Raw genomic sequence first — 18,390 nt, 5'->3', positions numbered from 1 at the left:
GTCACCCGTGAGCCGTCGGCGCTCGGCCGACCAGCGCACCTGCCGTCACCTGCCGGTCCGTTCTTCCCGGGTGACCCGTTGCCAACCCGAAGTCGCGCCGGAAGGATGTTGGCCACGCGGAAGGGGTTGGCGATGCGAGCGGTGGCGGTGACGGCACTGGGCGGTCCCGGTGTGCTGCGGGTGGTCGAGCGACCGGACCCGGTCGCCGGCCCCGGCGAGATCCTCGTCCGGGTACGCGCGGCGGCGGTGCACCCCGCCGACCTGGCCGCCCGGACCGGGCACATTCCCGGTGGACCGGTCGAGCCGCCGTTCCTGCTCGGCTGGGACTTCGCCGGTGACGTGCTGGCGGTCGGCGACGGGGTGCCCGGACACCGGCCCGGCAGCCGGGTCGCCGGGATGGTGCCGTGGTATCTCACCCGGGGCGCCGTCGGGGCGTACGCCGAGTTCGTGGTGGCCAAGCCGGACTGGCTGGTCGGCGTACCGGACGAACTGGACGCGACCGAGGCGGCGACCGTACCGCTGAACGCGCTGACCGCCCGGCAGGCGCTGGCGATGATGTCGCTGGCTCCCGGCTCGACGGTGCTGGTCACCGGCGCCAGCGGCGGGGTGGGCGGCTTCGCCGCCCAGTTGGCGGCCCGGGCCGGACACCGGGTCATCGCAGTCGCCAGCTCCGACGACGAGGAGTGGGTACGCGGCCTCGGGGTGGCCGAGGTGCTGCCCCGCTCCGCCGACCTGTCCGACCTCGAACCGGTTCCGGCGGTCCTCGACGCGGTGCCGGTCGGGGCGCCGGCCGCGGCCCCGCTCGCCGACGGCGGCATCCTGGTGACGACCCGGCCGGTCCCACCGCTCGACCCGCCGCGCGGGATCCGGCAGCAGACGGTGCTGATCCGGCTCGACCAGCCGAGGCTGGCGGAGTTGATGACCGAGGTCGCCAAGGGGCGGCTGCGGACCAGGGTCGCCGCCTCGCTGCCGCTGGCGGAGGCGGCCCACGCGCACCGGTTGGTGGCGGCGGGCCGGCTGCGCGGAAAGATCGTCCTCGTCCCGTAGCCTCGTCCACCGCCTCCAGGGGCGGAGCCGTGGCACCACCACCAGCACCGACCGGCCACCGCAGGCGGCCATCGATCCCGGATGTCACCGGACTCCCCGGCCAGGGGTCGTAGGAGTGACACGGTCGGTAGGCAGGGGATGGTGTGGACGGACAGCAGGCAATTCGAGAGGTGTACGCGGCTTCGGCGGCCCGGCTGGTGGCCCAGCTCTTCGGGGTGACCGCCGACTACGCCGAGGCGCAGGACGCCGTGCAGGAGGCGTTCGTCCGGGCGCTGGCCCGGCCGGGCCGGTTCCGCCAGGTCGAGAACCCGGAGGCGTGGCTGCGCACCGTCGCGCTGAACGTGGCCCGGCGCCGGTTCCGGCGCCGGCTGTGGCTCGACCGGCTGATCCGCTCCGGCCGGCTGGGCAGGGCCGACCGGGCCAGCCCGGAACTGTCGCCGGACCACGTGGCACTGGTCGCGGCCCTGCAACGGCTGCCCCGGGCCATCCGGGAGACCGTGGTGCTGCACCACCTCGGCGACCTGCCGGTGGCCGAGGTAGCCGCGACGCTCGGCTGCTCGGTGGATGCCGTCAAGGCCCGACTGGTACGCGGCCGGCAGGCCCTCGCCGGGCACGTGATCGAGTCGTCCGGTCCGGGAAGCACCGCCACCGTCGGTGGCAGGACGCAGCGTCGCTGAACCGTCCGGTTCTCATCCATCGTGACCGATACCCGCTCCAACCGGAGGTTCTCCATGTCCGAATTCGATTTTTCCGGCCTCGGCCAGACGGCTCAGGCCGCGTTCCGGCCGCACTTCGCCGACGTGGAACGCCGAGCGCGGCAGCGGCAGCGGCGTACCCGGGCAGCCGGTGCCGCCACGCTGGCAGCCGTGGTCGCCGTCGGCGCCGGGGCCGTCTGGCGTGTCCTGCCGCCCGGTGACGGCGGTGGTGACCGGTCGCACCCTCGGCCCGCCGCTCAGACCCGACCGCACGCCAGACCTGGTGCCGACGCCGGGACCGAGCGCCTCGGCCGTCGGCGGTGTGCCGAATCCGTCGACGCTGACCGGCCGGATACTCGCCGGCGACCTGCGCCACCTCTACCTGCGGTACAGCGACTGCCAGGGTGACAACAACTGCGCGATCCGGCTCGCGGCCAGCGTGGACGGGGGGCGCGAGTTGGAGGTCGTACCAGTTGCCGGTGCCGGACAACAGCGGGGTCCACCTGCGGGTGGTGGCGCCCCGGACGCTTGTCGCCGAGGTGCAGACAAATCCGCGAACCGCCGAGGGGTGGATCGACATCCAGCGGCGCGAGGAGTTCTGGCTGGCCAGCACCGACGGCGGGGTCAACTGGCGGAGGACCGGGATCACCGAGGTCGCCGCGGTGCCGGAGACGTTCCGGCCGGTGGAGCGGAGGTCCGGCATCGACGGGTTGACCGTGCTCGCGGCGGACCCGACGACCGGGGACGTCGTCAAGCTCGCCCGACTAGTGCCGCTGCACGGCGCCCGGGTGATCGAGGGCCTACCAGCCGGGGCCGGACTGTGGGCCACCGGCTGGACGGACAAACGAGTCGGCTCGGTGCAGGAGCCGAACGGCACCGTCTCGGAGGGGGCGGTCATCTTCAGCGGCAGCGCGATAAGCACCAGCCGGGACGGCGGGCGGACCTGGCGGCGGTCGGTCCTCCCCGAGGACGTCGCTGCCGGCGGCAACTTCGGTGCGGCTGACCTGGCGATCGGCGACGGGGTGGCGTACGCGGTCGGTCAGGTCGACGGCGACCTGCGGGTGTACCGCAGTGCGGACCAGGGGCGGAGCTGGCAGCGTACGGCCGCGCGGGCCGAGGTCGGCGACCGGAGGATCGAGGCAGCGCTCCGGCCGGACGGCACACTGCTGATCCAGGCTGGCATCCTGGCCGGCGAGAACCCGCTGATGTTCGAGGGCCTCGACCGGGGTGAGCGGCTCCGGGAGATCCCGGTCGGGCCCGGCGCGTCGGCGGTCGCCGTCCCCGGCGGGTACGCACAGTCCGGCAACCAGGACTCCTCCGTCGGATGGCTCTCCGCCGACGGCAGGCAGTGGTGGCACGTCAACCCGCCCACGGTCCGCCGCTGACTGGCCCGTCGTGGCGGCACCCGGCCCGTCGTGGCGGCACCCGGCGGACCGGCGCCGCCGCGCGGGGCGGGGTCAGGAGTCGCTTGTCACCACCAGCACCTTGCCGACCGCCGAGTTCTGCACGGCCTCGTGCGCCCGGGCCACCTCGTCCAGCGGGTAGTAGTGCAGCGGCAGCCCCGCCTCGGCGCCGACCCGGAGCACCCCGGCGGACGCGGCGGCGGCGACGTCGGTCACCGCGTGCGCCTTGGCGACCGTCGGCAGCGTGTAGACGAGGACGAACTGCCAGCGGGCGTTCGGCACCATCAGCGGGCGGACCGGCAGAGTGAGCGCGGCGCCGCCGTCGTCGGCGTACACCGCGACCGCGCCGTTGGCGCCGATCACCTGGCAGTCGACCTCGGCGTTGCGGGCGGCGGCGACCTCGACGATCGCGTCCACCCCGCCCGGCGCGACCTTCCGGACCTCGGCCACCACGTCCTGCTCACGATAGTTGATCACGTGGGAGGCGCCGGCCGCGACCGCCAGCTGCGCCTTCTCCGGGCTGCTGACCGTGGCGATGATCGTGGCATCCGCCCAGCGGGCGAGCTGGATGGCGGCGTTGCCGACCGCACCCGCCCCACCCTGGACCAGTACGGTGCGCCCGGTCAGCGCCCCGACGTCGAGTCGGTCCGGCATCGTCTCGCCGGCCGTCAGACAGCGGTGCGCGGTCATGAACGGGATGCCGAGGGCGGCGCCGAGGTCGAACGAGGCGGAACCGAGCCGCACCACCTGGCGTACCGGTACCACCGTGTACTCCGCCGCGGTGCCCCAGGGCCGCTGCCAGGCCGCCTCCCAGATCCACACCCGCTCGCCGAGCAGCTTGGCGTCGACGCCGGTACCGACCGACTCGACGATCCCGGCACCGTCCTGGTTCGGGATCTGCCAGCCGTGCGGGGGCGGTGCGCCGGAGCCGTCGCCCTGCCGTGACTTCCAGTCGGTGGGGTTCACCCCGGAGACGGCGACCCGGACCAGCACCTCGCCCGGACCCGGCTCCGGCACCGGCCGGTCCAGCACCTCGATCACGGACGCATCGCCGGTGCGCTGGTAGACGGCCGCCTTCATCGTCGACTCCTCCGGTGCTGCCACGTCCGACCACCTCTCGTCTCGATCCGCCGGCCCGGGGTACGCGCCACGGCCGATCACCATCTTGCTGCCCGAACGGGTGGATCGCCGGGTTTCCCCGCCGCCGGGCCGGTGGCTGGCGTCACATTCGGCGCACGGCATGAACGCCTGCTCAGGGTTCGTTCAGGTTTGTGGGATAGGACTGTTGGGCAAGGGTCCGTCGGGCCGACCGGAGACGTGGAGACGCCGATGAGAACCTCAGCCGAGCCTTCGATGGCGGCTGCGGTCCCGGCGTCGGCCGAACCGGTGAGCCACGACACACCCGCCCCGCCCGGTGGCCCGCCGGGTGGCCGGGACCGCTGGCTGGACCTGTGGCGGGCGGCGGCGCTGGTCCGGGTGGTGACGTACCACGTACTCGGCTGGATCTGGCTCACCGTGCTGTTCCCGGCGATGGGGCTGATGTTCGCCCTCGCCGGTTCGCTGATGGCCGGTTCGTTGGACCGTACCGGCGGGAAGGCGGTCGGCCGCCGGCTGCGCCGGTTGCTTCCCCCGCTGTGGGGGTTCGGGGCGGTGGCGGTCACGCTGCTGCTGGTCACCGGTTGGCGTACCGCACCGGGGGCGGCGCTCGGCTGGGGCGAGCTGGCCTGGTGGATCTTCCCGGCCCGTACCCCGCCGGTCGGGGACCAGCCCTGGGCCTGGGCCTGGAACGTGGTGCTCTGGTACATCGTCACCTACCTGTGGCTGGTGCTGCTCTCGCCGGTCCTGCTCGCCGCGTTCCGCCGCTGGCCCTGGTACAGCCTGGCGGTGGCGGTCGCGCTGCCGATCGCCTTCCGGTTCGACGTGGTCAACATCGGCGGGTACTTCAACGAGCAGGCGCTGAACGTCAGCACCTACCTGGCCTGCTGGATGCTCGGGTTCGCGCACCACGACGGTCTGCTGCGCCGCATCCCGGCCCGGCGGTACGCGCTCGGCGTCGGGCTGCTCGCGGTCACCGGCGCCGGCTGGGTGCTCGCGGTCGGCTGGTCGACCGGCAACTACGACCTGAACCGGATCGCGGGCGGCAACACGCTGTGGTCGATGGCGTTCGTCGCGGCGGTGCTCCGGTTCCGGCCCCGACTCGACTGGCTGGCCCGGCTCCGCCTGCTGGACCGCCTGGTGGCGCTGCTGAACGCCCGCGCGGTCACCATCTATCTGTGGCACCTGCCGCTGGCGGTGGTGGCCGGGGCGCTGATCGCCCCGCTGGCCGTCTCCGGCTGGGTGCAGACCGTCACCGTCCGGCTGGCCGCCGTCTGGCTGCTGGTGGCGGTGGCGGTGGCGCTGTTCGGCTGGATCGAGGACCTGGCCGCCCGCCGCCGCCCGGCGCTGCTGCCTGCCGGGGTCGGCCGGTCCCGGCGCCGGCCCGCCACTGCCGCGCCGTCCGGCCGGGGTGCCGCTGCCGGCGTACCCGCTGCCGTGGCCGGCCCCGCACCGGCCGGGCCTCCGCCGCCCGCCGCGACCCGGACGGCGCTGCCCGCCGTGGCGCCGCCCGCCGTAACCCGGACGGCGCCGGCTGTCGCGGCCCGGACGGCGCCGGCCGGGTCGGTGCGGCGCTGGCACCGGGCGATGGCCGCGACCGTCGCGGTGCTCGCCGTCGGCCTGGGCGTGATGGCGCTCAACCTGTGGCCCGGGGTGACGACCCGCAGCCAGGCCCAGCCCGCCCCGCCCGAGGTCACCTACCACCTCTCCGACCTGCCGATGCTGGTGGACGGCGACTCCGAGCGGCCGTCGCCGGCCCCGGCCACCGGGTCGGCGCCGGGTTCCGTCACCGTGCAGGGCCAGGTCTATCCGCGCGCGGTGCTGACCGCCGCGCCGGGCCGGGTCCGGGTGCAGCCGCCGGCCGGCTGTGAGCGGCTCCAGGCCGTGATCGACGTCGGTGCCGACGACGTCGAGGTCGCCTTCGCGGTGCGCGCGGACGACGTGACCGTCTTCGAGTCGGGCGTACGCAGCCGGGCGGACACCGCCGAGCAGATCGACGTGGTGATCGCCCAGGCCAGCGTCGTGGACCTGGTGACCAGCAGTTCCTCGGGCGGCGCGGTCGGCGTCTGGGCCGATCCCCGGTTCGTCTGCGCGTCGTAGCGGCCGGCGCTCGCCCGCCCCGTCGGCGATCGGTGGCCGTCCGCCCCCGTCGGTGGCCGTCCGGCCGCGCGCTCGGCTGGCCCGGGGAGCGGATCGGCGGTCAGCGGGAGCGGAGTACGACGTCCTTGCTGAGGTCGCCCCAGCCGGTCTCCCTGGCCCGGGCGACGGTGTCGCGCAACTGCGACTCGTCCACCGGCTGCTCGCGGCCGGCCTGTTGCAGGGCGACCGCGAAGGTGGCACAGAGATATTTCAGCAGGTCGTCGTCGGCGTGCAGCACCTCGCAGATGCCGGCGACCCGGCGCCGGTGGAAGAGCCCGGCCATCCCCTCCAGCGCGGCCTGCTCGTGCCCCTCGACGTCGATCTTGAACAGCAGCGCGTCGTCGGCGCCGAGCCGGATCCGCTCGTCCAACCGGAAGCACTCCACCTCGACGCCCCGGTCGTTGGGCACCCGCAGCGAGGCGACGCCGGTGTGCTCGTGCAGGTAGAGCCTTGCGGTGCCGGCCCGGTCGCTGGCGGCGCCGGCGTGCAGCACCGTACCCGGGTAGTCGCCGGTGGCCGCCGCGACGGTCTTGCGCAGCCAGGGCAGTACGGCCGGGTTCGGCTCGACGAGGTGCAGCTCGCGCAGCCCGTAGTAGCAGGTCGAGAACGCCACCTCGCCGTAGTTGGCGCCGACGTCGACCGCCACCGTGGGCCGGACCTCGGCGACCAGGCGCCGCCAGGCCGCCACCGCCTTCCGGTCGAGGTTGCCCTTGTAGACGGCGAGTTCGGTGCCCCTGATGTCGGTGTGGTCGGCGTGCAGTACCACGCCGATCTCGTTGCGGAACGCCCCTGCCCGGGTGCGCAGGGCGATCCGGTGTGCGGCCCGGCGCACGTGCTGGGCGCCGGACTGGTGGAAGGCACGGCGCAGTGTCGATCGAAAAGATGACATACCTTGACCGTTCTCGCGGATCGGGTCGGGGGCTGTTCCCCGGGCATGTTAAGCAGACAATCACCTAGAGCAACAGTGCAGATACTCAGTGAAGTGAGACGCGGAATCCTCTCGCGTTATCCCTGCTGGTGACTGGTGCGCCGGACAGTCCCGGCGCATCCGGGCGTACCCCGGCACAAACTCCGTTGTCCGGCACCGTTCCGCCGGCCCGGTGACCCGTCCCGGCATGCCCCGTCCGGCCGCGCGCACGGCGGGGGTTGGCCGCACGCACCTCCGAAGGGTCGGAAAGCCGACACGGCGCTGGCGCGGTTCCGAGACGGTTCGGGCGCGGCCCCGGCGCGGCTCCGGCGGGAGAACCGGAAGCGGCTCGGGAAGCTGGCCGGGGTAGTCCACCGACGAAGCTTTAGAGCTGGGCGCACGAATAGGACACCAGTCCGGCCCGAGTTCGGGGTGCGGAGGTTCGCCGGTGGCGCGGACCGGTCCGGCTGCGCCTCCGGCTGCCCCGGAGGGGGTCGGTCGCGCCGACCCGGGTTGGGTGCACAAACGGGGCAGCTCGACAGTCTCGCGAACAGGTATACCGCCGCCGGGAGACGGCGCTGCCGCTGGCGGGAACTCGTGCCGACACCGGGCCGGTGAGCGATCAGCGGTCAGCGGTCAGCTCGGCGAGCACGCGGTGCAGCCGTAGGGCGGTCTCCTGATCGAACTCGGGGCGGCCCAGGTCGACCGGCGTCTTCCGGCGGAAGGCCGAGAGCGGCCGGGCCGGTGGGTCGGTCAGCAGGTCGAGCAGCCCGGGGGTGATCTGTTCCACCCGGGTGGCGAAGAGCCGGGCCGCCAGCCGGACCAGCGACCTGGCCGGCTGCGGGAACGGGTCGGCCAGTCCGGTGTCGACGAAGAGCGGGTTGTAGAGCACGTACCGGATCCCGCTGTCGCCGTACCGGGCCGCGAAGGAGACCCCGAGCAGGTCGTTGACGCGGGCGCCCTGCATGGTGGCCCGCAAACCGCTGTACCGTCGCCGCAGCTGCGGGTCGTCCCAGTGGATCCGGCCGGCCCGGATCCCGCCGGTGCCGCAGAGGTTCAGGACCACCGGTCGTACCGCCCTGGCCAGCGACTCGCGCAGCAGTTCCGGCAGCAGGAACCGGCTGAGGGTGTAGAGCGCGAAGGTCCGTTCGAAGCCCTCCGCGGTCTCGACGCGCCGGGTGTTGAAACGCCCGGCGCCCAGGACGAGGGCGTCGAGCACCTCGTGCCGGTCGCGCAGTCGCTCGGCGAGCGCGGCCGTGCCGGCCATCGAGGCGAGATCGGTCCGGTGGAAGTCGAGCCGGTCGGCGTGGCCGGCCCGGACCGCCTCGGCGCGCAGTGCCGCACCGCCGGCAGCGGTGCTGCCGACCACCACCACCCGGTCGCCGCCGGTCAGCAGCCTGCTGATCCTCGGTCGGCTGACGAAGGCGGGAAAGAGGGCACATCCATGTTCCCTGAGGAGCGGTCGGTGGCGGTGGCGGCCGGCATCCGGGTGCCGGTGACCGAGGCGGACCGGACGGCTGGTCCGGGACGGGCTGGTCAGCCGTACCGGGCCGGTGGCGGTCGCCGGCCGGGTGGAGTACGCCCTCACCGGGTTGGGGCGCTCGCTGCTGCCGCTGGTGGTCGCGCTCGGCGAGTGGGCGATGGCCAACCAGCCCGCCATCGACCGGGCCCGGGCCCGGCACGACGACCGGGCCGGCTCGGGTGCCGCCGGGGCAGGATAAGCCCGGCGTCGGGTCGTTCAGCAGGTGGAGTGGAAGAGGCCGCCCACCGGCTCCCTGGCGGCCAGCGTGTTGTACAGCTCGACGGCCTCCTCGGTCCGGGCCACGTGCACCTCGACCGCCCGGTCCTGGAGGAACCGCAGCGTCGCCGGATCGACCCTGAGCCGCCCGTCGAAACCCTCGGAGAGCACCACCAGGGTGGCGCCGTTGTCGAGCAGTTCCTCGACGTCGGCGGGCTGGATCCCGGGCTCGTGCCGGGTGCCGGTCTCGGTCCAGTCCCACGGCCGGCCGCCGCCGGGATAGAGCTTGAAGTCCTTCCCCTCGCCGAGCCCGTCGACCGTCATCCGGCCCCAGGAGATCTCCTGGATCCGTGGCGACCGGGCCGCCGGCACCGTCTCCTCGGTGAGTTCCGTGACGTGTGCCAGGACCACCGTGGCGAGCTGCTCGGCGTCCGGGTCGAGCGGGTACGACCCGTGCGGGACCGCCACCACCCGCATGCCGGCGGCGGCGGCCGAACGTACCCCGTTGCTGGAGTCCTCGACCGCGACGCAGCGGCCCGGCGGCACGTCGAGACGGCGCGCGACGGTCAGGTAGGCGTCCGGGGCCGGCTTGCCCCGGGGCACCTCCTCGGTGGAGAGGGTCACCCGGAACTGGTCGGTGAGCCCCATCGCGTCCAGCGCCACGTCGATCAGCCGGCGCGGGGACGAGCTGGCCAGCCCGAGCGGCCAGCGTTGGGCGAGCCGGCGGACCACGTCCGGCGCACCGTCGATCACCGGCAGGTGGTTGCGGTATTCCGCTGCCATCGCGTCGACGACGTCGGTGGCGATCTTCTCGGGGCCGCCGGGTACGCCGAGTTCGCCGAGGTAGCCGCTCCACTCGGCGGTGTTCATCCCCATCAGCCGGCGCTGGGTGTCGGGCTGCCACCGGCCGCCGACGGCGTCGACGTAGCGCCGCCGGACCCGCTCCCAGACCGGTTCCGAATCCACGAGTACGCCGTCCAGGTCGAAGACCACCGCATCCACCACGGCTCCATCCTGCCGCCGCCGCTCGCCGCCGCCCGGGCCGCCCCGAACCTTCGGTGGCCGGCGACGGTATCCCGGTGACCTACGGCCGCTCGGAGAAATCGGTGGAGACTCGTCGCAGGATCGGGCGTGTCGTCCGGTCGGCGAGTAGCAGGGCCATCGCACCGACCCCCAGGAGGCCCGCGAAGATGCCGAGGCTGTAGGGGTTCAGCAGGCTGGCTGCTCCGAGGGACGATCCGCTGGCGAGTCCCGCGACCGCGGCTGTCCCGCCGAGCATTGCGGTCGGCAGCACCACCTCGCGACGTTGCGCCGCGAGCAGGACCGGTTGGGGAGTACCGGCCAGGTTGAGGGCGATCAGGGTCTCCCGTTGGTCGAAGATCCGCGCGATCGCACCGACGACCATGGAGGTGAGTGCGACAAGTGCGGCGATCAGCAGTACGAGGAGGCCGATCACGGTTCCGTCCCGTACCAGCCACACGGTCGGCAGGTCCTCGGCCATCCTCATCTCCGGCCCCCAGAGGCCAGCCTCGATCATGGCGGTGCGGGCCAGGTCCCGCTCCGTGGACTGCGGCCCGACGAGGGCGAGTGTGGCCCATCCGTCGTCGAGCCAGGATGGTGGCGCGGTCGCCTCGACCTTCGCCCGGACGGCCGCGGTCCGCAGCACCGCCTCGGCTCCCCGAACGGTGGCGTCGAGGGAGTCGGCAGGTATGACGATCTCGAGCCGGTCCTTTCCGGCCGCGTACTGGCCGGCGTTGCCGAGCCCGACCGGGAGGCCGGCGGCGGCGAAGCCGGCCACGAAGGAGGCCAACGCCATACCCGCGACCGTCCGCCATGCGCTCTGCGGGCTGTCCGAGAGGCGCCGTCCGGCAAGGAAGGTCGCCGGCCCCCGGGCTCGTCCGGCGAGCAGCCTGCCGAGCGCGGCGACGATCCACGGGCCGGTCGAGACCAGGCCCCAGCCGAGGACCACCACTGCGGTGAACCCGACGCTCACGAAGGGGTTGCTGCTGCGGATCCAGAAGAGTGCCACCGCGGCCCCGATGAAGACAACGCTCCACCAGCGGGTCCGTGCCGGACGAGGGCGGGCCTCGCGGTAGGTGGCCAACGGGTCGCGCACCGCCGGTAGGAGGCCGATCAGTGCACCGAGGGTCAGCACGACAACCACCGCGACGACCGTGGCGACGGTGAGCGGAACTCCCGGGGTGACGTCCGGCGGAAACCAGCCGCCGCCCTTGATCGGTACCCGGGCGGCCGTCGGCCCGAAGATCCGATGGAGCAGAGCGCCGCAGACGGCTCCGACACCGGTGAACGTGGCCAGTTCGAAGCTGGTCAGTCGGGCCACCTGCGAGGTGGTGGCGCCGAGCAGCCGAAGGGTGGCCAACCGCCGGTGGCGGCGTCCCGCCATCAGGCGGGAGGCGAGCCCGCCGAGGCCGCTGAGCGGAAGGGCGGTCAGGACGACGGCGAGCAGAGCCATGTCCCGATACGTGGTCTGGTAGAGGTCCGGCGTGGTCGACCAGCCGTCGATCCTGGTCGGGGTCATCGAGGCGGCATGGTTCCACTGATGGGGTGCCCGGTCGTCCGTCATCGAGGGATCGTCCGGGCTCCGACCGACCACCGCGACGAGTTCGTCGGGACCCTCGAGGACGGCGGGACCGAGTTCGGCGGTGACCGGGCCGGGGAACCTGTCGGCGAGCTGGTCCGCCGGCCGCTTCGCCATCAACTCGGCGAGGGCGGGTGAGGCCCACACCTCGCCGGGGGCGGGAAACCTGCCCATGCCCGGCACGGCAGGCGGCTCCCGGGTCAGCGCGGCGAGTTCGATGACCGCCAACGGTTGCTCTCCGACGTAGTCGGTGAATCCGCCCTGGACCGCAGTTGGCTCGCTGGTGGCCGCGTCGGGGGTGCGCCATGCCGTCCGATCCGCTCGATCGTCCAGCCCCTGCTGAAGCCCCAGCAGGATCAGTAGGACGAACGTGATGACGCCGCCGGCCACGACGGGCAGGCCGACCTCGAGGCGGGCGGACCGCCCGCTGCCGCGCAACAGCCGCAGCCACAGCCCGTCCATCATCCCGCACTCCTCGAAGGGGAGGACGTCCGACCGTCGACCACCCGAACGATCCGGTCACATCGGCCGGCAACCCGCTCGTCGTGGGTGACCAGGACCAACGCCGCCTGTCTGGCCCGCAGCGTCGAGACCAGCAGTGACATGACGTGGTCGCCGGTCTCGGTGTCGAGCGCGCCGGTCGGCTCGTCGGCGAACACCACCGCCGGTTCGAGGATCAGGGCACGGGCTATCGCCACCCGCTGGGCCTGGCCGCCCGAAAGCTCGCCGGGGCGTCGTCGCTCGAGACCGTCGAGGCCCAGCGCCGGGAACATCCGCCGGGCCCGCGAAACCGCCTCCCGGCGGCGGGTACCTGCGAGCATCAGCGGAAGCGCCACGTTCTCGTCGGCGGACAACTCCGGAAGCAGGCCGGGAAACTGGAAGACGAACCCGAAGTCGGACCGGCGCAGCTCGGCCCGTCGGGAGTCCGAGAGTTCGTTGACACGAATCCCGTCGAAGAACACGTCTCCGCTGTCGGGTGTCAGAACGCCTGACAGACAGTAGAGAAGCGTCGACTTCCCCGATCCGCTCGGTCCCATGACGGCAACCGACTCCCCGTGATGGACCGTCAGTGAGGTCTGGTGCAGGACGGCGTTGTCGCCGTACCTCTTCGTGAGTCCCGCGCCGGACAGCACCGGCCGAGGGCGCGGTGCGCGGCGGTGGGTGTGCGACACCGGCCTCATTCCTGGCCGGCCTGGATGCGGGTGTTCTGGAATGCCGCGATCAACCATCCGTCGGCACCCTTCGTCGCCACGAAGGTCTGCACCGACTCGTCACCGGTGGGAACGATCTTTCCCTCGGTGTGGAAGATCGCCACCGCGGGCGACAGGAACCGGAAGTCGACGATACGTGCTTCCACCCGGGTGTTCCTCAGTACGGTGTCGAAGGCCGGCTGGAGAAGACCGACGATTCCATCCCGGCCGACGACGTGGGTACCGCGGAAGTCGACGAGGTCGGCATCCGGGGTGTGGAACGAGGCGTACGCCGCCGCGTCGCCGCGCGCCCACGCGTCGTTGATCTGGTCGAGGAGACGCCGGACGGCGGCCTCGTCAGTGGCTGTGGGCGCATCCTGGGCGGACGTGCCCGGGGGGCGTGGACGCCGAGAACCTCGCCTTCTCGTCGCTCGTGCCCGGCCCGCAGGCGGTCAGCGCGACGATGGCGGCCAGCAGGACCGCAGAGAACGAAGCGAGGGTGGAACGTCTGGTTTCCATGGGGCACCTTCCGCTGACGGGTCGGGATCTCGGGTGCCGAGACCGGGTGTCTGCGGAAGCAAGTCAAGCATTAGCTGCTTCAAGCAACTAGTGCTTCAAGCAGGAATAGGGGCCAACTCGGGGTGATCCCTGAGTCGGCTCAGTGGCCGATCAGTCGTCACCGCTGGTCCGGCGGCGTCGGCTGCCGTGCGCCCGCCCGTCGGTGCGCAGTCTCGCGGTCTCGGCCTTGCTGTCCTCGCGCCCCTGCCGGAGGAACTCGAGCAGGAACTCCAACTCGGCCTCGGAGTACCGGTCGATGTTCCGCTGCCAGCGGGCACCGATGGGTGCGTAGAACTCCGCGATGTCAGCAACGCGCTCCGGAACAAGTTGCAGGAGAACCCGCCGTCGATCGACCGGGTCCGGTTGTCGCCGTACGTAACCGCCGCGTTCCAGCCTGTCCACCAGGCGCGTCACCGCCCCGGTGGTCATGCCCAGCAACTCCGCCAGCCGGCTCGCCCCCGCCGGCCCGGTCTCCAGCAGCGCCCCCAGCGCGTGCAGGTCGGTGACCGGCATGTCGAGCTGGTGGGCGATCGCAACCTGGAGTCGCACCGCGGCGGAGATGTACCACGGCATCTCCTCCACCAGGGCCCCGATCAGCTCCTCGCGGCTACTCATCGTCCGCCCATCCTTCCTGGCCCTGTGCCGGCCGCCTACCCAGACCGTAACGACCGGGCCCGGGAGCCGCGTTCGGGGCGACGCCGGGGCGCACCGGGTCGTGGCAGGCGCCTGCGGCGGCGACAACCCGGGCGAACCGGACCAGTGGCATCCGAGCAGGTCGTGGATCATCGAGGTGTTCTCACCGGTGGAGTCGGGTATCGGACCTATGTTCCTGACTGGTCACTCAGATCCGAGATGATGTCCATGCATTGACGTCGATCATCATCTGAGGAAGGCGGGCCATGGGACGGTGGGTGGCGACACGGACCCTGCTGGTGGCGACGCTGGGCGTGACCGGAGTGCTTCCGCCCGCCCCGGTGGTCGCCGCCGCGCCGTCGGGCTCCGGGACGGCCGGGGCGGCGGTGCGGGCCGTCATCCCGGAGACCTGCCCGGACGGCGACGACGACTGCGTGGCCGACACGATCGCCCGGCTGCGGGAACGGTTCGGCGCCCTCGGGCGGTCCTGCGACCACCATGCCACCTTCACGCTGGCCTACCTGCGCACCACCGAGGGCTTCAGATGGGGGCGGGACCAGGACGGGTACTTCGCCGACAACGCCTGGGTCAACCGGGAGGGCGCACTCTTCGCCGAGTACTACTACCGGGCGTACGACGACTGGGCCGCCGGGCGGCGCTCCGCCGTACCGGGCGCCTGGCTGGCCGCCCTCGACGCGGCCCGGTCCCGCCGGCTCAGCGGTGCCGGTGACCTGCTGCTCGGGATGAACGCACACATCAACCGCGACCTGCCGTACGTGCTGGAACGGGTCGGACTGACCGCGCCGGACGGCAGCAGCCGGAAACCCGACCACGACAAGGTCAACGAGATCCTGGCCGCGGTGATGGACCCGCTGCTCGCCGAACTGGTCGCCCGGCTCGACCGCGCCGGCTTCGACACCGGCATCCCGACCAGCGCCGCCCTCGGCCTGCTGGTCGGCTGGCGGGAGCAGGCCTGGCGCAACGCCGTACGGCTGACGAACGCCCGTACGCCCTTCGCCCGCAGCCTCGTAGAACTCGACATCGAGGCCGGTGCGGTGGCGATCGCGACCGGCATCGCCACACTGACCAGCTACGTCCCGCCGTTCACCGGCCCTGCCCCCCGGGCGGCGTACTGCGCCGCGCACAACGCCGACCCGCCGCCGGTGGCATACCCGTTCGGCATCCCCCCGCCGTACTGACGTGTAAGGAAGGGCCCCCGCTACAACAGAAAACGATAACGGGGGGCCCTTCCTTACACGTCAGGCGGATTTGCGCGGTGCCTTCTTAGGGGCGGCCTTCTTCGTCCCGGCCTTCTTCGCCGTACCCGACTTCGCGGCGCCCGACCCGGCGGCGCTCCCGCCGCCCTCGGCCGCCTTCTTCGCCCCGGTGGACTTCTCCGCCGTCTTCTTCGCCGCAGCCTTCTTCGGGGCGGTCTTCTTCGCTGCCGCCTTCTTCGCGGCGGCGGCCTTGGCGGACTTCGCCGACGAGATCGGGGTGGGCTGGCCGGCGCCGGCTCCGGCCGGCTCCTCGCCCCGGGCCGCCCGGGCCCGGTCCACCGAGGCGCGCAGCGCGGCCATCAGGTCCACCGCTGCCGCCGGAGCCTCCTCGACCTCCTCCGGCTGCACCACCTCCCGGCCCTCGACCTTGGCGTCGATGACCTCCTGGAGGGCGGTCCGGTAGTCGTCGGTGAAGACGTCCGGCTCGAACTCGCCGGCCATCGAGTCGATCAGCGAACTCGCCATCGCCAGCTCGGGCGGCCGGACCTTGATGTCCTCGTCGAGGAAGCCGAAGTCGGGCCGGCGGATCTCGTCCGGCCAGAGCATCGTGTTGAGCAGCAGTACGCCCTCCCGGACCCGCAGCGTGGCGAGCTGTTCGCGCTGCCGCAGCGCCACCTTGACGATCGCCACCCGTTCCGAGTCGGTGAGCGCGTCCCGGAGCAGCACGTACGGCTTCGCGGCCGCACCGTCCGGCTCCAGGAAGTACGCCTTGTTGTAGAGGATCGGGTCCACCTGCTCGGCCGGGACGAACTCCAGTACGTCGATCGCGTGCGAGGTGCTCAGCGGCAGCTCGGCGAAGTCGGAGTCGGTCAGGATGACCATCTCGCCCCCGCCGATGTCGTATCCCTTGGCGATGTCGTCGTAGCTGACCTCCTCGCCGTCGATCGAGCAGACCCGCTTGTAGCGGATCCGGCCACCGTCGGTGCGGTGCACCTGGTGGAACCGGATGTCCTTCTCCTCGGTCGCCGAGTAGACCCGTACGCCGATCGAGACCAGCCCGAACGAGACGGCCCCGCGCCAGATAGCCCGCATGATGTCGTACCTTCCCCTCTCCGGGCGGTTATTCACCCCGTCGAGTGAAAGTGCCCCCGAGCAGCCGGTACTCCGCGTTGCTGCCGGTGCGGACGACCGGTTCGATCCAGGATCGCACCGGATCGAACCGGGCGCGAGTGTTTCGGTGCGGACCTAGAGTGGGGACCGTGCCCGGCACCCCGGTCAAGCCGATGCTCGCGGTCACCGGGGAGCTGCCCGCAGGCCCCGGCTGGGTGCATGAGTTCAAGTGGGACGGGGTCCGCGCCATCTCCGACTTCGCCGGTGGCGAGCTGCGGCTCTACGCCCGATCCGGGGTGCAGATCACCGCCGCCTATCCGGAACTCGCCGGCCTGCGCGACCAGCTCGGCCGGCTCGGACTCGCCGGGGCGGTGCTGGACGGCGAGGTGGTGGTGCTGACCGAATCGGGGCAGCCGTCGTTCACCGCGCTCGCCGAGCGGATGCACGTCCGGGAGCCGGGCCGGGCCGCCCGGCTGGCGGCGAGCCTGCCCGTGACGTACATGATCTTCGACCTGCTGGGCCGGGACGGGACGGACCTGACCGGCTGGCCGTACTCCCGGCGCCGGGCGGCGCTGGAGGACCTTGGGCTGGGCGGGCCGCGCTGGGCGGTGCCGCCGGTCTTCCCGGACGGCCCGGCGACCTACCAGGCGGCCGGCGAGCACGGGCTGGAGGGCGTGGTCTCGAAACGGGTCGACGGGGTGTACCGGGCCGGGGCGCGCTCGCCGGACTGGGTGAAGGTGAAACTGGAGGTCACCGACGACTTCGTGGTCGGCGGCTGGCGCCCCGGCGTACGCCGGATCGGCGGGCTGCTGGTCGGGGTGCCGGCACCGGACGGCGGGCTGGTCTATCGCGGCCGGGTCGGCGGCGGGATCGGCGCGGCGATCGAGCGGGAACTGCTGGCGGTGCTGGAGCCGCTGCGCAGCGGCGTATCGCCGTTCGTGACTCCGGTGCCCCGGGAGGATGCCCGGGGCGCGATCTGGGTAACCCCGAACATCGTGGTGGAGGTGAAGTACGGCCAGCGCACCCCGGACGGGCGACTGCGGTTCCCCCGGGTCCGCCGGCTGCGCGCCGACAAGACCGTGGCGGACGTGCTGGACGTCTTGGACGTCCCGGACGTGGGGAACGTCGATGGCAGGTGAGCAGCGGGCGCGTGAGCAGCGGGTCCGGGTCGAGGTCGAGGGCCGGGCCCTCGAACTGTCCAACCTGGACAAGGTGCTCTATCCGGCCTCCGGGTTCACCAAGGGCGAGGTGATCGACTACTACACCCGGGTCTCCGAGGCACTGCTGCCGCACCTGCGGGACCGGCCGCTGACCCGGATCCGCTACCCGAACGGCGTCGACGGCAACTTCTTCTTCGAGAAGAACGCCCCGGCCAGCACCCCGGACTGGGTACGCCTGGAACGGCTGCCCGTGCCCGGCTCCACCAAGGGCCGGGAGATGCTCGACTACGTGGTCTGCGACGACCTGCCGACCCTGGTCTGGCTGGCCAACCTCGCCGCGCTGGAACTGCACACCCCGCAGTGGCAGGTCGGCGCCGACCCCGACCTGATGGTGATGGACCTGGACCCGGGCGCGCCGGCCGGGCTCGCCGAGTGCTGCGGCGTCGCCCTGCTGATCCGGGACCGGCTGGCCGTCGACGGCGTCGACAGCTATCCGAAGACCTCCGGGCGCAAGGGCATGCAACTGCTCTGCCCGATCTCCGGCCGGCAGTCCGCCGACACCGTCTCCGGGTACGCCCGGCGGGTCGCCGACGAGCTGGCCCGGGAGGCGCCGAAGTCGATCACCGCCCAGATGGCGAAGCGGCTCCGCCCCGGCAAGGTCTTCATCGACTGGAGCCAGAACAACGCGGCGAAGACCACCGTGGCGCCGTACTCGCTGCGGGCCCAGCCGGTGCCGTCGGTCTCCACCCCGCTGACCTGGGCCGAGGTCGAGGCCGCCGCCGGGGGCGAGGCGGGCGCCGTCCGCCAGTTCCCCGCCGCCGAGGCACTGGCCCGGATCGAGGAGTACGGCGACCTGCTGGTCGGGCTCTTCGACGGCGGCCCGGAACTGCCGTAGCCCG

At 72.8% G+C, this 18,390-nt stretch carries 17 protein-coding genes and 2 pseudogenes; 8 read left to right on the top strand and 11 right to left on the bottom strand.

The genetic code is table 11. The features are described 5' to 3' along the window. Positions 1-132 precede the first annotated feature (132 nt). The 3 genes from O7626_RS31680 to O7626_RS31670 all read left to right on the top strand — a co-directional run bounded on the left by O7626_RS31680 (position 133) and on the right by O7626_RS31670 (position 3,127). The gene (locus O7626_RS31680; RefSeq protein ID WP_278064687.1) at positions 133-1,047 is read left to right on the top strand and encodes an NADP-dependent oxidoreductase; all 915 of its coding nucleotides are present in this window, start codon (positions 133-135) and stop codon (positions 1,045-1,047) included. Positions 1,048-1,190: 143 nt separating this feature from the next. Continuing rightward, positions 1,191-1,724, top strand: a complete 534-nt coding sequence (locus O7626_RS31675; protein ID WP_278064686.1) for a sigma-70 family RNA polymerase sigma factor — start codon at positions 1,191-1,193, stop codon at positions 1,722-1,724. 497 nt (positions 1,725-2,221) lie between these two features. Continuing rightward, positions 2,222-3,127, top strand: a complete 906-nt coding sequence (locus tag O7626_RS31670; protein WP_278064685.1) for a sialidase family protein — start codon at positions 2,222-2,224, stop codon at positions 3,125-3,127. Between the two features lie 72 nt (positions 3,128-3,199). On the opposite strand, the gene O7626_RS31665 is transcribed toward O7626_RS31670, so the two are convergent. Then, on the bottom strand, positions 3,200-4,225 hold the full coding sequence (locus tag O7626_RS31665; RefSeq protein ID WP_278066402.1) for an NADPH:quinone reductase: 1,026 nt from the start codon (positions 4,223-4,225) through the stop codon (positions 3,200-3,202). Positions 4,226-4,474: 249 nt separating this feature from the next. On the opposite strand from O7626_RS31665, the gene O7626_RS31660 reads away from it, so the two are divergent. Then, positions 4,475-6,340, top strand: coding sequence for an acyltransferase family protein (locus O7626_RS31660; RefSeq protein WP_278064684.1), 1,866 nt, complete (start codon positions 4,475-4,477; stop codon positions 6,338-6,340). Positions 6,341-6,440: 100 nt separating this feature from the next. Here O7626_RS31660 and O7626_RS31655 read toward each other — a convergent pair whose 3' ends face one another. Together O7626_RS31655 and O7626_RS31650 are read right to left on the bottom strand one after the other, a co-directional pair. Next, entirely contained in the window at positions 6,441-7,268 is an 828-nt protein-coding gene (locus tag O7626_RS31655) for an FkbM family methyltransferase (RefSeq protein ID WP_278064683.1), read from the bottom strand. Between the two features lie 640 nt (positions 7,269-7,908). After that, complete coding sequence (locus O7626_RS31650; protein ID WP_278064682.1) at positions 7,909-8,874, bottom strand: SDR family NAD(P)-dependent oxidoreductase; 966 nt, start codon at positions 8,872-8,874, stop codon at positions 7,909-7,911. Between O7626_RS31650 and O7626_RS31645 the strand changes: the two genes are divergently transcribed. After that, positions 8,804-9,007 (top strand): winged helix-turn-helix transcriptional regulator, encoded by a 204-nt coding sequence (locus tag O7626_RS31645; protein WP_278066401.1) that lies wholly within the window; start codon positions 8,804-8,806, stop codon positions 9,005-9,007. The genes O7626_RS31650 and O7626_RS31645 overlap by 71 nt on opposite strands. A 17-nt stretch (positions 9,008-9,024) precedes the next feature. Here O7626_RS31645 and O7626_RS31640 read toward each other — a convergent pair whose 3' ends face one another. The 7 genes and pseudogenes from O7626_RS31640 to O7626_RS31610 all read right to left on the bottom strand — a co-directional run bounded on the left by O7626_RS31640 (position 9,025) and on the right by O7626_RS31610 (position 13,986). Beyond that, positions 9,025-9,396 (bottom strand): Mth938-like domain-containing protein, encoded by a 372-nt coding sequence (locus tag O7626_RS31640; RefSeq protein WP_278066400.1) that lies wholly within the window; start codon positions 9,394-9,396, stop codon positions 9,025-9,027. A gap of 9 nt (positions 9,397-9,405) precedes the next feature. Then, positions 9,406-10,029 (bottom strand): annotated as a pseudogene (locus tag O7626_RS31635) (HAD family phosphatase); the annotation flags it as partial. A 79-nt stretch (positions 10,030-10,108) separates the two neighbouring features. Continuing rightward, the gene (locus O7626_RS31630; protein ID WP_278064681.1) at positions 10,109-12,088 is read right to left on the bottom strand and encodes an FtsX-like permease family protein; all 1,980 of its coding nucleotides are present in this window, start codon (positions 12,086-12,088) and stop codon (positions 10,109-10,111) included. Next, positions 12,085-12,804, bottom strand: coding sequence for an ABC transporter ATP-binding protein (locus O7626_RS31625; RefSeq protein WP_347404819.1), 720 nt, complete (start codon positions 12,802-12,804; stop codon positions 12,085-12,087). The genes O7626_RS31630 and O7626_RS31625 overlap by 4 nt, the downstream gene beginning before the upstream one ends. After that, positions 12,801-13,160: pseudogene (locus O7626_RS31620) on the bottom strand (SgcJ/EcaC family oxidoreductase); the annotation flags it as partial. The pseudogene O7626_RS31620 and the gene O7626_RS31625, both read right to left, overlap by 4 nt. A gap of 10 nt (positions 13,161-13,170) precedes the next feature. Beyond that, positions 13,171-13,332 (bottom strand): hypothetical protein, encoded by a 162-nt coding sequence (locus tag O7626_RS31615; protein WP_278064680.1) that lies wholly within the window; start codon positions 13,330-13,332, stop codon positions 13,171-13,173. A gap of 150 nt (positions 13,333-13,482) precedes the next feature. Further along, the gene (locus O7626_RS31610; protein ID WP_278064679.1) at positions 13,483-13,986 is read right to left on the bottom strand and encodes a MarR family transcriptional regulator; all 504 of its coding nucleotides are present in this window, start codon (positions 13,984-13,986) and stop codon (positions 13,483-13,485) included. A 296-nt stretch (positions 13,987-14,282) separates the two neighbouring features. Between O7626_RS31610 and O7626_RS31605 the strand changes: the two genes are divergently transcribed. Next, the gene (locus tag O7626_RS31605; protein WP_278064678.1) at positions 14,283-15,203 is read left to right on the top strand and encodes a DUF5995 family protein; all 921 of its coding nucleotides are present in this window, start codon (positions 14,283-14,285) and stop codon (positions 15,201-15,203) included. A 60-nt stretch (positions 15,204-15,263) separates the two neighbouring features. Here the strand turns inward: O7626_RS31605 and O7626_RS31600 are convergent, their stop codons facing one another. Then, a complete protein-coding gene (locus O7626_RS31600; RefSeq protein ID WP_278064677.1) occupies positions 15,264-16,313 on the bottom strand; it encodes a Ku protein in 1,050 nt (349 codons plus the stop codon). A 167-nt stretch (positions 16,314-16,480) separates the two neighbouring features. On the opposite strand from O7626_RS31600, the gene ligD (O7626_RS31595) reads away from it, so the two are divergent. After that, the gene (gene ligD, locus O7626_RS31595) at positions 16,481-17,470 is read left to right on the top strand and encodes a non-homologous end-joining DNA ligase (RefSeq protein ID WP_278064676.1); all 990 of its coding nucleotides are present in this window, start codon (positions 16,481-16,483) and stop codon (positions 17,468-17,470) included. After that, on the top strand, positions 17,460-18,386 hold the full coding sequence (gene ligD / locus O7626_RS31590) for a non-homologous end-joining DNA ligase (protein WP_278064675.1): 927 nt from the start codon (positions 17,460-17,462) through the stop codon (positions 18,384-18,386). Before ligD (O7626_RS31595) ends, ligD (O7626_RS31590) begins: the two co-directional genes overlap by 11 nt. The last annotated feature ends 4 nt before the right edge of the window (positions 18,387-18,390 follow it).

It is taken from the genome of Micromonospora sp. WMMD1102 (assembly GCF_029626265.1).
Taxonomy (GTDB): domain Bacteria; phylum Actinomycetota; class Actinomycetes; order Mycobacteriales; family Micromonosporaceae; genus Plantactinospora.
Note: the sequence above shows the minus strand (reverse complement) of the source record. Positions and strands in the feature narration are given on the sequence as shown.

Coding starts and splice junctions, on each gene's coding strand:
- O7626_RS31680 (WP_278064687.1), top strand. CDS start 133: ATGCGAGCGGTGGCGGTGACGGCACTGGGCGGTCCCGGTGTGCTGCGG.
- O7626_RS31610 (WP_278064679.1), bottom strand. CDS start 13,986: ATGAGTAGCCGCGAGGAGCTGATCGGGGCCCTGGTGGAGGAGATGCCG.
- ligD (WP_278064675.1), top strand. CDS start 17,460: ATGGCAGGTGAGCAGCGGGCGCGTGAGCAGCGGGTCCGGGTCGAGGTC.
- O7626_RS31600 (WP_278064677.1), bottom strand. CDS start 16,313: ATGCGGGCTATCTGGCGCGGGGCCGTCTCGTTCGGGCTGGTCTCGATC.
- O7626_RS31665 (WP_278066402.1), bottom strand. CDS start 4,225: ATGAAGGCGGCCGTCTACCAGCGCACCGGCGATGCGTCCGTGATCGAG.
- O7626_RS31660 (WP_278064684.1), top strand. CDS start 4,475: ATGAGAACCTCAGCCGAGCCTTCGATGGCGGCTGCGGTCCCGGCGTCG.
- O7626_RS31655 (WP_278064683.1), bottom strand. CDS start 7,268: ATGTCATCTTTTCGATCGACACTGCGCCGTGCCTTCCACCAGTCCGGC.
- O7626_RS31615 (WP_278064680.1), bottom strand. CDS start 13,332: ATGGAAACCAGACGTTCCACCCTCGCTTCGTTCTCTGCGGTCCTGCTG.
- O7626_RS31630 (WP_278064681.1), bottom strand. CDS start 12,088: ATGATGGACGGGCTGTGGCTGCGGCTGTTGCGCGGCAGCGGGCGGTCC.
- O7626_RS31625 (WP_347404819.1), bottom strand. CDS start 12,804: ATGAGGCCGGTGTCGCACACCCACCGCCGCGCACCGCGCCCTCGGCCG.